Consider the following 12,868-nt stretch of genomic DNA (forward strand, 5'->3'; position numbering starts at 1 on the left):
GACGGGGGAGGGGTGGAGGCGGTTGGCAGGGGGTCGATGAAGGGGGGGCGGGGGCGGGCGAATCGGGGCTCACGAAATCGATGTCTTCCGTCGGGGGCAGGGGACGAGCGGGCCTCCAGGGAGAGGCACCGCTCGGCTCCGTGAGCGCAGCCTGTGCGAACATCACGAATTCATAAAGGATAACCACGGCCGGCGGGATCCGGCCAGAGGCCGCCGCGCACAGGCGTGATCGGGGCATGACGCGCGGCGAGCCCCGGCGGGATCCTGCGCCGATCCGCCTCTCGGCGCACGGAATCCGTGTCGGCTCGGCCCGGGAGAGCGGTTACACCTCGTCCGCGCGCAGGCGGCGCAGCAGATCCTCCAGCTCGGCGAAGAGAGGGTCCGGTGCCGCGATGAGCAGGCCGGAGCCGAAGGGCGCGCCGTCGAGTCCCGCGACTCGCGCGCCCGCCTCCTCGGCGATGAGGGCGCCCGCAGCGAGGTCCCACGGGTTCAGGCCCCGCTCGTAGTACGCGTTCAGCTGCCCGGTGGCCACCGAGCACAGGTCGAGCGCCGCCGAGCCGATGCGGCGGATGTCGCGGACCGAGCCCAGGAGCTCCTGCACCACGGCGCCCTGGCGCATCCGGCGGCCCGCGTCGTAGCCGAAGCCGGTGCCCACCAGCGCGAGCGAGAGGGAGGAGGGAGCCGAGACCTGCAGCGCGACTCCGTCCCGCTCGGCTCCCCCGCCTCGGCTGGCCGTGGTCACCTCGCCCGTCGCTCCGTTCACGACCGCGCCGGCGAGCGCGGTCCAGGTCGCGGGATCCGGCTCCCCCTCCACCACAGCGATGCTGACCGCGTAGGAGGGGATGCCGTAGAGGTAGTTGACGGTCCCGTCGATCGGATCGACGACCCAGGTCAGCCCGCTCGTGCCGCCCCCCGACCCCGACTCCTCGCCGAGGAAGCCGTCGTCCGGACGCGCCTCGGCCAGGCGCCGGCGGATCAGCTCCTCGACCTCCCGGTCCGCGGCCGTCACCACGTCCTCCGAAGACGACTTCGACGCGGCGATCTCGACACCGTCCTCCCGCCGCTGGCGGGCGAGGTGCGCCGCCTCGACGGCGATCGAGCGGGCGATGGCGAGGAGGGGGGCGTTGTCGCTCATGGTCCCAGCCTAGGGATCGGGCCCATCATGGGGGGATGAGCACCCCTATCGCCCTCACCGGAGCCACCGGAGCCGTCGGCGGCCGCGTCGCGCGCGAGCTCGCCGACGCCGGTCACGCCCTCCGCCTGCTGGTCCGCGACCCGTCCCGCGCGCCCGAGCTCCCCGGGGCCGAGGTGGTGCGCTCCTCCTTCGCCGACGCGGGCGACTCGCTCGAGGGCGTGCGCCTCCTCCTGATGGTCTCCGCCTCCGAGAACGAGGAGCGCCGCGCCGAGCACCTCGCATTCGTCGACGCAGCCGCCGCCGCGGGTGTCGAGCACGTCGTCTACACCTCCTTCGCCGGAGCCGCACCCGACGCGGTCTTCACCCTCGCCCGAGACCACGCGGCCACCGAGGACGCGATCCGCCGCTCCGGCATGTTCTGGACGTTCCTCCGCGACAACCTCTACCTCGACTTCCTGCCCGCGATGCTGGGCGGGGACGGCGCGATCCGCGGACCCGCGGGATCGGGCCGTGCCGCCGTCGTCGCGCGCGAGGACGTGGCCCGCGCCGCCGCCGCGGTCCTCCGCTCCCCCTCCGAGCACCGCGGAGCCGCCTACGAGCTGACCGGGCCCGAGGCCCTCACCCTCGACGAGGTCGCGGCGACCCTGACGGCGGCGGGCCGCCCCGCCGTGTACGTCGACGAGACCCTCGAGGAGGCGTACGCGTCACGCCGCCGCTGGAACGCACCGGACTGGCAGCTGGACGCCTGGGTCAGCACCTACTCCGCGATCGCCGCCGGACAGCTGGAGCACGTCTCGGGCGACGTCGAGCGGCTGACCGGACGGCCGCCGCTCTCCCTCGCGGGGTTCCTGGAGCAGGAGGCGCGGGGCTGAGGCGACGGCGCGGGCCGGGCCGACAGCGCGGGCCGGGCGACCGCGGAGGCCGGGCCGACGGCGTGCGGGGTGCGACGGGACGAAGACGCCGGGCCCGGCGATCCGCCGGACCGGTGCTCCCCCGGAAAGGCACTCCGCCGGAACGGCGATCCCCCGACATGCGGAACGCCCCGCGCATCTCGTGATGCCGGGGCGTCTGCCGGGTGTTCCTGCTCGGTGGCGAGTGAGGGATTCGAACCCCCGAAGGCTACGCCGTCTGATTTACAGTCAGATCCCTTTGGCCGCTAGGGTAACTCGCCGTGGCGCACCCGACCGCGTGTTCACAACCGGAGGCGCTCAGCAAGGATACCCACGCGACCGGCGGATCGGAAATCGGTGCCGCGAGGCCTCAGTCCGCCTCCGCCGCGTAGCGGGACGCCGCCTCCGCGACCTTCCCCGCGTAGCTCCCGGCCGGGTTGTAGGCCGCGATCGCCGCCCGCCATCCCGACTCCGTCGAGAGGTCGCCGCCGGCGTCGCAGAGGTACCGGGCGGCGGTCACCGCCTGCTGGTCCACGTTCTGCGGATCCCATCCGCTCGACGCCCACGCCATCCACGTCGCGGGGATGATCTGCAGCGGACCCATCGCCCGGTCGACCTCGGCGTCGCCGTCCAGAGCCCCGCCGTCGTTGTCGGGGACCCGGTCGAAGCGCGTTCCGTCCAGGCGCGGACCGTAGATCGGCTCCGTCGGCCGCCCGTCCTCGCCCAGCTCGCCGCCGTCGATCGTGCCGTGCCTGCTCTCGACGTAGCCGATGCCGGCCAGGGTCGCCCAGTCCAACCGGCAGTCGGGGTCGACCGACGCCGTGAGGAGGGCCGTGCCCGCGTAGGCGGTGAGCGCACGCAGCGGGATGCCGCTCCCCTCGGACGCCGAGCCCAGCCACGCCTCGTCGGCGAGCAGTCGCACCGGCGTCGCCGCGGCCTGCTCGGGATCCTCCAGCACGACGGGGTCGGCCGCGACGGGAGCGGTCGCCGCGGGAGGCACGGTGGACAGGCCCTCCTCGACCGTCAGCGCGGGCGGCCGCTGGCCGCAGCCGGCCAGGAGGAGGCCGGCGAGCGGGACGAGGACGAGAACGGGGAGGCGGCGCACCCCTCAGAGGTACCAGCCGCGCCTGGGGCCGGGCTCCGCCACGCCTGAAAGCTAAACTCGGAGCCATGGCAGATTCAACGTTCGACGTCGTCAGCAAGATCGACAAGATGGAGGCGGACAACGCCCTGAACCAGGCCCACAAGGAGGTCGAGCAGCGCTACGACTTCAAGAACGTCGGCGCCTCGATCGCCTGGAGCGGCGAGAAGATCCTGATCAAGGCCAACACCGAGGAGCGGGCGAACGCCATCCTCGACGTCTTCCAGTCGAAGCTGATCAAGCGCGGCATCAGCCTCAAGAGCCTCGACGCGGGCGAGCCCTTCGCGTCCGGAAAGGAGTACCGGATCGAGGCCACCCTCAAGGAGGGCATCGACCAGGAGCACGCGAAGAAGATCAACAAGCTCATCCGCGACGAGGCGCCGAAGTCGGTCAAGTCGCAGATCCAGGGCGACGAGCTCCGCGTCTCCTCGAAGAGCCGCGACGACCTCCAGGCGACCATGGCGCTCCTGCGCGGAGCCGACCTCGAGCTCGACCTCCAGTTCGTCAACTTCCGCTGAGGAATGACGCACACGGGAGCACGCGCGTGACCGCCGGAATCGACGACCCCGACCGGCGGGGCCGCACCGGACTCGACAGGGACGGGCTCGACCTCGTCGGGAACCCCGACGTGGTCGTGAAGGAGGTCACCCTCCTCTCGAGCGACTGGTACGTCCTCCGCACCACCCGCTTCGACTACCGGCACCGCGACGGCAGCTGGACGAGCGAGCAGCGCGAGACGTACGACCGGGGGAACGGCGCGGCGGTCCTGCTCTACGACGCCGACGCGCGCACCGTCGTCCTGATCCGGCAGTTCCGCTACCCCGCGTACGTGAACGGCGACCTCGACGGGATGCTCCTCGAAGTGCCCGCCGGTCTCCTGGACGAGGACGGGCCCGAGGAGGGCGCCCGCCGGGAGGCGTCCGAGGAGACCGGACTCGAGGTCGGCCGGCTCGAGCACGTGTTCGACGCGTTCATGAGCCCCGGCTCGGTCACCGAGAAGCTGCACTTCTACGCCGGGCGCTACCGCGCGGGCACCCGCAGCGGAGCGTTCGCGGGACTCGCCGATGAGGGCGAGGACATCGAGGTCCTCGAGCTCTCGTTCGACGAGGCGCTGACCCAGATCGGCGTGCAGATCGTCGACGCGAAGACGATCATGCTCCTGCAGTGGGCGGCCCTGTCCGGCCCGTTCTCGCGCTGACGCGCGAGCGTCGCGGCTGCGAATGCGTCAGCGCGCGTACTCGGCGAGGGCGCGTCCGGTCAGCGTGTCCGCCGCCGCGAGCCCGACCGGCGTCCCCTCGAAGACGATCGTCCCTCCGTCGTGCCCGGCTCCGGGCCCCACGTCGATGATCCAGTCCGCGTGCGCCATCAGGGCGCGGTGGTGCTCGATCACCACGACCGAGTTCCCGGAGTCGACCAGCCGGTCGAGCAGTCCGAGCAGCGTGTCGACGTCCGCGAGGTGCAGGCCCGTGGTCGGCTCGTCGAGCAGGTAGACGGATCCGGACGAGGCCATGTTGATCGCGAGCTTGAGGCGCTGGCGCTCGCCCCCGGACAGCGTGTTCAACGGCTGTCCGAGCGTGAGGTAGCCGAGACCGACGTCGACGAGACGGGCGAGCACCGTGTGCGCCGGTCCGCTCGCGAAGAACTCCGCGGCGTCGACGATCGGCATCGAGAGCACCTCGTGGATGTTCCTCCCGCGGAGGCGGTACTCGAGCACCTCAGCGGTGAACCGCTTGCCGTCGCACTCCTCGCAGACCGACGAGACCGTCGCGGCGGGGCCCAGCTCGGTGAAGATCATCCCGGCCCCCTTGCAGACGGGGCAGGCGCCTGCCGAGTTCGCGCTGAAAAGCGCCGGTCTCACACCGTTCGCCTTCGCGAAGGCCGCCCGGATCGCGTCGAGGACCCCGGTGTAGGTCGCCGGATTGCTGCGCCGCGAGCCGCGGATCGGCGACTGGTCGGCCACCACCACGCCGGGCCGACCCGCGAGCGAGCCGTGCAGGAGCGACGACTTCCCCGACCCTGCGACTCCGGTGACGACGGTCAGCACGCCCAGCGGGACGTCCACGTCGACGCCGCGGAGGTTGTGCGTGGAGGCCCCGCGGATCTCCACCGCCCCGGTCGGACGGCGCACGGCCTCCTTCAGCGGGACGCGGTGACCGAGATGACGGCCCGTCAGGGTGTCGGACGTGCGCAGCTGCGCCACCGTCCCCTCGAACCGCAGCTCGCCGCCGTGCGCACCGGCCCTCGGACCGAGGTCGACCACGTGATCGGCGATCTCGATGATCTCCGGCTTGTGCTCGACCACCAGGACGGTGTTGCCCTTGTCTCGCAGGCGGCGCAGCAGCTCGATCATCCGCGAGACGTCGTGCGGATGCAGACCCGTCGTCGGCTCGTCGAAGACGTACGTGACGTCCGTGAGGCTCGATCCCAGATGCCGCACCATCTTGACCCGCTGCGCCTCACCACCCGAGAGGGTGCCCGACTCCCGATCGAGCGACAGGTAGCCCAGCCCGACCTGGACGAGGGCGTCGAGCGTCCCGAGGAGGGTCTCGACGATAGGAGCGACGGACGGCGCCTGCAGCCCGCGGAGCCACGCGGCGAGGTCGGTCGCCTGCAGCGCGGCGCACTCGGCGATGTTCCGGCCCCCGATACGCGACTCCAGTGCCGCGCGGGTGAGCCGGCCGCCTCCGCACTCGGGACAGGCGGCGAAGGTGGCCACCCGCTCGGCGAAGGCGCGGATGTGCGGCTGCGCCGCCTCCTTCGCCAAGTAGAGGCGGGTGACCTTCACCAGGAGGCCCTCGTAGGTCATCGTCATCCCGGCGATGGCCATCTTCGTGGCCGGACGGTGGAGGAACGCGTCCATCTGCTCGGGCGTGAAGTCGGCGATCGGCACATCGGCCGGATAGAGGCCCGACTCGGCGAGGCCCTTCCAGTACCAGCCGCCGACGACGAAGTTGGGGATCGCGTCGAGAGCACCGCCCTCGAGCGACTTCGAGCGGTCGATCAGCGCGTCGAGGTCGATGCTCGACACCCGGCCCGTCCCCTCGCACCGCGGGCACATCCCCTCCGGCAGGTTGAAGGAGAACGCACCGCTCGTGCCCGCGTGCGGGTCGCCGAGCCGGCTGAAGAGGATCCGCAGCATCGTGTACGCGTCGGTCGCCGTGCCGACCGTGGACCGGCCGTTCGACCCCATCCGCTCCTGATCGACGACGATCGTGGCCGACAGTCCGTCGAGCGACTCCACGTCCGGGCGAGCCGGCGACCCCATGAACTGCTGCACGAAGGCGGAGTAGGTCTCGTTGATGAGGCGCTGGGACTCGGCCGCGATGGTGCCGAAGACCAGCGACGACTTGCCGGAGCCCGAGACCCCGGTGAACACGGTGATCCTCCGCTTCGGGATGTCGACGTCGATCCCCCGGAGGTTGTTCTGGCGCGCACCGCGCACCCGGATGACGTCGTGGGGCGCGGCCGTGGTCATGCTGTCTCCGTCCAGAGCGGTGCCCGAATCCTAGAGGAGGCGCAAGGCGTCCACGCCGGAACGACGAACGGCCCCCCGGAGTGCACCGGAGGGCCGTTCGGAGACCACGCGTCAGAGCGCGACCGGCTCCGCCCGCGAGATCGCGATCATGTCCTCGCGGGGAACGACCTTCACCCGCGCACGGCCCTCGGGCTCGCCGAGCGCCATCTCGTGCTCGTCCAGCCGGTGCCAGCCGTCGAGATCCGTGTAGGCGATCTCCCGGTCCTCGAGCAGGGCGACCACGGCCGCCTCCTCGGGGTGCTCGGGCGTCCACCAGGACGCCTGGTCGTTGAGCACGTGCGCGACGGTCTCCATGGCGTCGGACTTGGTGTGCCCGATGAGGCCCACCGGTCCGCGCTTGATCCAGCCGGTCGCGTAGACGCCGTGGACCTGCTGGTCCTCGTCGTCCAGGACCTGGCCCTCGCGGTTCGGGATCACGCCGCGCATCTCGTCGAACGGGAGGCCGTCGAGCGGCGAGCCGAAGTAGCCGACCGCGCGGTACACGGCCTGCACCGGGACCTCGCGGATCTCACCCGTGCCGCGCACTCCGCCCTCGCCGTCCGGCTCGGTGCGCTCGTACCGGATCGCGCCGACCCGACCCGATCCGTCGTCCACGAACTCGAGCGGCTTCGCCCAGAAGTGCAGGTGGAGACGACGCGAGGCGCTCCCGACCTCGCGGGTGCGCCACTGGTTGAGCACCCGGTTGATGACCATGACCTGCTTGTTGGTCGCGATGGCGGCCTCCGAAGCGGGATCGAGGTCGAAGTCCTCGTCGGCGACGATCATGTCGACGTCGCGCAGCTCGCCCAGCTCGCGCAGCTCCAGCGGCGTGAACTTCACCTGAGCGGGACCGCGGCGCCCGAAGACGTGCACGTCGGTGACAGGAGACGCCTTCAGCCCCTCGTAGACGTTCGGCGGGACCTCGGTGGGCAGGAGGTCCTCGGCGTGCTTCGCCAGCATCCGCGAGACGTCGAGCGCCACGTTGCCGTTGCCGATGACGGCGACGGAGGACGCCTCCAGCGGCCAGGTGCGCGACACGTCCGGGTGGCCGTCGAACCAGCTGACGAAGTCGGCCGCACCGTAGGAGCCCTCGAGCTCGACCCCGGGGACGTCGAGCGGAGCGTCGCGGACGGCGCCGGTCGCGAAGATCACGGCGTGGTAGTGCCGCTTGAGATCCTCGAGCGTGATGTCGGTCCCGAAGTGCACGTTGCCGAAGATGCGGATGTCGCCCCGGTCGAGCACCTCCCGCAGCGCGGTGATGATCCCCTTGATGCGCGGGTGATCGGGCGCCACGCCGTAGCGGACCAGGCCGTAGGGCGCGGGCAGGTGCTCGAACAGATCGATCGAGACGTCGTACTTCTTCTCGGCCTTGATCATGAGGTCGGCGGCGTAGATGCCCGCGGGACCCGCGCCGACGATGGCCAGCCTGAGCTTGGTCATTGCGTTCCTCCTGCCGGGGCGCCGCAGCGCACAACCGGTCTCATTCCTGCGGCGCAGGGCGCGCCGCGACGATCGGGGTCAGCCGTTGCGCTCGACGACGGTGTCGGCGAAGCGCGTCAGCGCCTTGCGGACGGAGCCGTCGGGCAGCGGAGCGAGGGCGGCGACGGCCTCGTCGGCCCACCGGTGGGCCTCGGCGAGGGTCTGCGCGGTGACGTCGTGATCGCGCAGCTGAGCGATGGCGTCCGAGATGTCGGCGCTCTGCTCCTCCGTGTGCGCGATGGCGTCGTTCGAGCGGCTCACATAGCTCTCGATGCGGGCGAGGAGAGCCGCGGCCTCCCTATCGGAGGAGGCGCGCTCGCGCAGGCGCAGGATCGGCAGCGTCGACACGCCGGCGCGGATGTCCGTGCCGGGGTTCTTGCCGGTCTCCTCCGGCTGGGGAGAGAGGTCGATGACGTCGTCGACGATCTGGAAGGCGACGCCGATCTTCTCGCCGAAGACGCGCATGGCCTCCTCGTACTCCTCCGGAGCCTCCGAGAACGCGACTCCCGTGCGGCCCGCCGCGGCGATCAGGGACCCGGTCTTATCGGCCAGGACGGACAGGTAGTGCTCGACCGGGTCCTCGCCGTCGGTCGGGCCGACCGTCTCGTGCAGCTGCCCGAGGACGAGCCGCTCGAACGTGTCGGCCTGGAGCCGGATCGCCTTGTCGCCGAGCTCGACCATCAGCTGGTTCGCGCGGGCGAAGAGCAGATCGCCCGTCAGGATGGCCACGTTGTTGCCCCACACGGTCTGCGCCGACGGGACGCCGCGGCGCTTCTCCGCCTCGTCCATGACGTCGTCGTGGTAGAGCGATGCGAGATGCGTGATCTCGATCGCCTGCGCGCCCAGCAGCACCTGCGGCGTGTTGCCACGGCCCAGCGACGCGGCCAGGAGGGTGAGCATCGGGCGCACGCGCTTGCCGCCCGCCTCGAGGAGGTACCGGGTGGAGACGTCGGCCACGGCGTCCGCGAAGGACAGCTGTCGGACGAGACCCTCCTCGACCTGCTCCAGACCCGCGTCGATCGTGCGGGCGAGAGCCCGGTCCGACGAGGAGGAGAAGATGCGCTCGGAGAGGCCGAGCTGCGCCGTCAGAGACGGGCTGCGACGGGCGACGGGCGCAGTGGCGTTCACAGGGAAACCCTAACGTCTCGGCCTGTGCGGACCCCGGTCGTCATCGGGTCGCCGCGATCGGCTTGACGCCGCGGTGCAGCGCCACGATGCCCGCGGTCAGATCGCGGTAGGCCACACGCTCGAAGCCCGCCGCGCGGAGCCAGGCGGCGACGACGCTCTGCTCCGGCCAGGCCCGGATGGAATCGCCGAGATAGTCGTACGCAGGATTGTTCGACGACGCGAGGCGCACGACGGCGGGCATGACCCTCGAGAGGTAGAAGTCGTACGCGGCGGCCAGCGGAGCGATCGGCGGAGTCGAGAACTCGCAGATCACGACCCGGCCGCCGGGCTTCAGCACACGCAGGAACTCGGCGAGCGCCGTCCTCGGCTCGGCCACGTTGCGCAGACCGAACGAGATGGTCACGGCGTCGAACGACTCGTCCTCGAACGGGAGGTCCATCGCGTCGGCCTGGACGAACTCGATCCGGTCGTTGCCCGCCTGACGGCGACGGCCGACGGCGATCATCCCCGGGGAGAAGTCGGCTGCGACGACCTGGGCGCCCGACCGCGCCAGCGACGCGCTCGACGTTCCGGTGCCGGCCGCGATGTCGAGGATGCGCTCACCGGGAGCAGGGTTGACGGCGCGAGTCGTCGCGATCCGCCAGAGCCGGTCGTTCCCCACCGAGAGGAGTCCGTTCACCAGGTCGTAAGCGGGAGCCACGGTGTCGAACATCGAGGCGACCTCGTCGGGCCGTTTGGTGAGGTCTGCCTTCGTCACGATCCGCAAGTCTACGGCGAGACGCGGGACGGCGGCTGTGCATCCGCCGTCCCGCGCCCGGTCGGCGCGCTCCCCATGGGGAAGCGCCGGGACCGCCCCGCTCCGCCTCGCGCGGCGGCCCCGGACCGGATCACGGTAGCAACGGAGCCCTGCGCCCCGAGCCCCGCGGCATGGGACGTCCCACCTTCTGGCGCGGGCGTACCCTGCTGAGGTGACGCTCATCGGCGCTGGAACCCCCCTGCTGCGTGCGGAGACGACTCCACTGGACTCTCCGCAGTCGCTCCTCTCCCACTCCGACCCGAGGCGGCCCCTCCTCTGGCAGCGCGACGGCGCCGGCCTCAGCGGACGCGGCGAGGCCCTGCGCCTCGAGTTCTCGGGCCCGGAACGGCTGCGGGATGCGGCGGCGGCCTGGCGGCGGCTCTGCGACGCGGCGACGGTGGAGGACCGGGTCGGACTGCCCGGGACGGGGCTGGTCGCGTTCGGGACCTTCGCTTTCTCGAGCCGATCCGAGGCGACGAGCGTGCTGATCGTGCCGCGCACCGTGATCGGGACGCGCGACGGCCGGTCATGGCTGACGCGGATCACGATCGGCGAGGCGGAGGGACCGGATACGCCGGGCGAGGAGCCGCTGGGGGCGGAGTACCACGTGCCGCTCTCGCCGGGTGCGCTGTCGCCGGACGGGTACCGCGCAGCGGTAGCTGCCGCGGTGGAGACGATCCGGGCGGGCGAGCTGTCCAAGGTCGTGATCGCGCGCGATCTGCAGGGGCGGCTCCCGCCGGGGGCGGACCTGCGTCGGATGCTGGGTGCGCTCACCGAGCGTTACCCGGACTGCTGGGGCTTCGCCGTGGACGGATTCCTCGGCGCCAGTCCGGAGACGCTGGTCGCGGTCGATCGGGGCGAGATCTCGGCGAGGGTGTTGGCCGGCACGGCTGCACGCGGAGCGGACCCCCTCGCCGACGCGGACGTGGAAGCCGCTCTGCTCGAGAGTCCGAAGGACCGCTCAGAGCACGCTTTCGCTCTCGCCAGTCTGGTCCGGGAGCTCGAGCCCCACACACGGGAGCTGACCGCCGGCGCCGCCCCGTTCACGCTCCGCCTGCCGAACCTCTGGCACCTCGCGACGGACGTGCGAGGAATTCTGGACGACTCCTCCAGCGCGCTCGATCTCGTCGATGCTCTTCACCCGACCGCCGCAGTGGCCGGCACTCCGACCGCCGACGCCCTTGCGCTCATCGAGCACCTGGAGCCCTTCGACCGCGGTCGGTACGCAGGACCCGTCGGCTGGATCGACGGCAACGGCGACGGCGAGTGGGCTGTCGGACTCCGCAGCGCCGAGGTCACGGCCGAGGGCGCGGTCACGGCCTGGGCGGGCGCCGGCATCGTGGCCGACAGCGTTCCCGAGTCCGAGCTCGCCGAGACCCGCATGAAGTTCCGCCCGATCGCCGACGCGCTGGCCTGACGCACGTCGAGAGTCGTTGAAGCGGTCGGCTACCCGGCGCCTACCCCGCCGGGTCCCCGTCGAGCCGGGGAGCATCCGGCCGTCGTCCTGCGCCCACCGGCGGTCGCCCGGGCAGCGCCGGCGGCCGGGTCGTCACGCGGCGGCCGGTCGGTGTGGTCCAGTCCGCTGTGCCGTCCGGATGGAGCAGATACGTCCACCGGTCGCCGTGGCGCACGTGGTGGTGGGCGACGCACAGGGAGGCGAGGTTGTCGAGAGTCGTCTCTCCCCCGTTCCGCCATTCGACGCTGTGGTCGGTCTCCGTCGAGGACGCCGGCCGGGTGCAGCCCGGGAAGCGGCAGGTCTGGTCGCGGAGGCGGACCAGCAGCCTCATCCTCGGCGGTGGGAGCCGGTGGCGGCGCCCGACGGAGACGACCGCGCCGGTCTCCTCGTCGGTCAGCACGGGAGTGAAGGCGGCGTCGTCGTCGATGAGCGCTCGCACCGTCTCGGCAGGGATCGGCCCGTAGCCGTCGAGCTCGGCGGCCGCCTCGTCGTCACCCGCGGCGGTGCTCGCCGCCACGGTGACTCTCACCTCGGCCCGCAGCCCGGTCGAGGGCGCCGCGGCTCCCTCCGGAGTGGTCCCCGCCACGTCCCCGTGGCAGAGCAGGTCGGCCCACGCATCGGCGCGGAGCTGCGCCAGCGTCCGCAGATCGCGGTCCCCTTCGGCGCCGTCCCGCAGATCCCTCGCGATGCGGTCGAGCCGGGCGAGCGCTCCGACGGCCTCGGGCGCGGGGACGTGCGCGCAGACCGTCGCCATGCCGTCGATCCCGGCTGTCATCCACACCCGGCGGTCCTCACGGGCGCGAGCGTGCCGCTCGGCGAGGGGCTCGTCGTGCAGCTCCTCCCGCACCCGCGCGAGGGCGTGTCGCAGCTGCCCCGGGGTCAGCGTCTCCGCGAGGTCGACGGCCCGGTCGTCGTAGGCCGCGCGCGCTGCTGCGGGGAGGGTCGCCGCGACGGAGCAGATGAGCTGGCCGGCCTCCCAGCGCATTCTGGCGTCGGCGAGCGCGGACCGGGTCCGCGGCAGCTCCTCCATCAGGAGCGACGCGTGCAGCAGCTCCCTGGCGGCGGTGCGCTCGGAGACCCCGAGGGCGACGGCGAACTCCGCTCGGATCGACCGTTCGACGAGGTCCGTCGCATCCTCGCTGTCCGCCGAGGAGCCTCGGGCGAACGCGTCGGGACAGGTCAGCGCCGCGCAGTGTCCCGCGTGCAGCGCCTCCGCCGCGGACAGGAGCACCGGGGAGGCGCTCCTCGCGAGCGCCGCCGCCCGGTCGCCGAGGGCGAGGACCTCTCCTCGCACGGTCTCCGCATCAGCCATGCCTCCAGCGAAGCAGC

The 12,868-nt window shown here is 72.2% G+C and carries 11 protein-coding genes and 1 tRNA gene; 4 read left to right on the forward strand and 8 right to left on the reverse strand.

Annotated elements, in window-relative coordinates:
• Positions 1-322: 322 nt before the first annotated feature.
• Positions 323-1,135, reverse strand: coding sequence for an inositol monophosphatase family protein (locus C5C10_RS12240; protein WP_104329346.1), 813 nt, complete (start codon positions 1,133-1,135; stop codon positions 323-325).
• Between the two features lie 35 nt (positions 1,136-1,170).
• Between C5C10_RS12240 and C5C10_RS12245 the strand changes: the two genes are divergently transcribed.
• Positions 1,171-2,007: an SDR family oxidoreductase gene (locus tag C5C10_RS12245; RefSeq protein ID WP_104329347.1), complete on the forward strand. Its 837-nt coding sequence runs from the start codon at positions 1,171-1,173 to the stop codon at positions 2,005-2,007.
• 217 nt (positions 2,008-2,224) lie between these two features.
• On the opposite strand, the gene C5C10_RS12250 is transcribed toward C5C10_RS12245, so the two are convergent.
• A tRNA-Tyr gene (locus C5C10_RS12250) sits at positions 2,225-2,306 on the reverse strand.
• An 89-nt stretch (positions 2,307-2,395) separates the two neighbouring features.
• Positions 2,396-3,130, reverse strand: a complete 735-nt coding sequence (locus C5C10_RS12255; protein ID WP_104319312.1) for a hypothetical protein — start codon at positions 3,128-3,130, stop codon at positions 2,396-2,398.
• Between the two features lie 65 nt (positions 3,131-3,195).
• Here C5C10_RS12255 and C5C10_RS12260 point away from each other — a divergent pair, with 65 nt between their 5' ends.
• Complete coding sequence (locus C5C10_RS12260; RefSeq protein ID WP_104223606.1) at positions 3,196-3,684, forward strand: YajQ family cyclic di-GMP-binding protein; 489 nt, start codon at positions 3,196-3,198, stop codon at positions 3,682-3,684.
• A gap of 26 nt (positions 3,685-3,710) precedes the next feature.
• Positions 3,711-4,364, forward strand: coding sequence for an NUDIX domain-containing protein (locus tag C5C10_RS12265; protein WP_104233413.1), 654 nt, complete (start codon positions 3,711-3,713; stop codon positions 4,362-4,364).
• Positions 4,365-4,391: 27 nt separating this feature from the next.
• Here the strand turns inward: C5C10_RS12265 and C5C10_RS12270 are convergent, their stop codons facing one another.
• From C5C10_RS12270 to ubiE, 4 genes are all read right to left on the reverse strand, one after another.
• A complete protein-coding gene (locus C5C10_RS12270; RefSeq protein ID WP_104329348.1) occupies positions 4,392-6,641 on the reverse strand; it encodes an excinuclease ABC subunit UvrA in 2,250 nt (749 codons plus the stop codon).
• A gap of 111 nt (positions 6,642-6,752) precedes the next feature.
• Positions 6,753-8,120 (reverse strand): FAD-dependent oxidoreductase, encoded by a 1,368-nt coding sequence (locus tag C5C10_RS12275; protein WP_104329349.1) that lies wholly within the window; start codon positions 8,118-8,120, stop codon positions 6,753-6,755.
• Positions 8,121-8,198: 78 nt separating this feature from the next.
• Positions 8,199-9,287, reverse strand: a complete 1,089-nt coding sequence (locus tag C5C10_RS12280; RefSeq protein ID WP_104249782.1) for a polyprenyl synthetase family protein — start codon at positions 9,285-9,287, stop codon at positions 8,199-8,201.
• Positions 9,288-9,327: 40 nt separating this feature from the next.
• Positions 9,328-10,044 carry a bifunctional demethylmenaquinone methyltransferase/2-methoxy-6-polyprenyl-1,4-benzoquinol methylase UbiE gene (ubiE, locus tag C5C10_RS12285; RefSeq protein ID WP_104326264.1) on the reverse strand — a complete coding sequence of 239 codons (717 nt, stop codon included), beginning with the start codon at positions 10,042-10,044 and terminating at the stop codon, positions 9,328-9,330.
• A gap of 211 nt (positions 10,045-10,255) precedes the next feature.
• Here ubiE and C5C10_RS12290 point away from each other — a divergent pair, with 211 nt between their 5' ends.
• On the forward strand, positions 10,256-11,500 hold the full coding sequence (locus tag C5C10_RS12290; protein ID WP_374953349.1) for an isochorismate synthase MenF: 1,245 nt from the start codon (positions 10,256-10,258) through the stop codon (positions 11,498-11,500).
• Between the two features lie 40 nt (positions 11,501-11,540).
• On the opposite strand, the gene C5C10_RS12295 is transcribed toward C5C10_RS12290, so the two are convergent.
• On the reverse strand, positions 11,541-12,851 hold the full coding sequence (locus C5C10_RS12295; protein ID WP_104329350.1) for an HNH endonuclease signature motif containing protein: 1,311 nt from the start codon (positions 12,849-12,851) through the stop codon (positions 11,541-11,543).
• Positions 12,852-12,868 lie beyond the last annotated feature (17 nt).

Origin of the sequence: Rathayibacter sp. AY1A3 (genome assembly GCF_002930975.1) — a bacterium.
Classification (GTDB): domain Bacteria; phylum Actinomycetota; class Actinomycetes; order Actinomycetales; family Microbacteriaceae; genus Rathayibacter.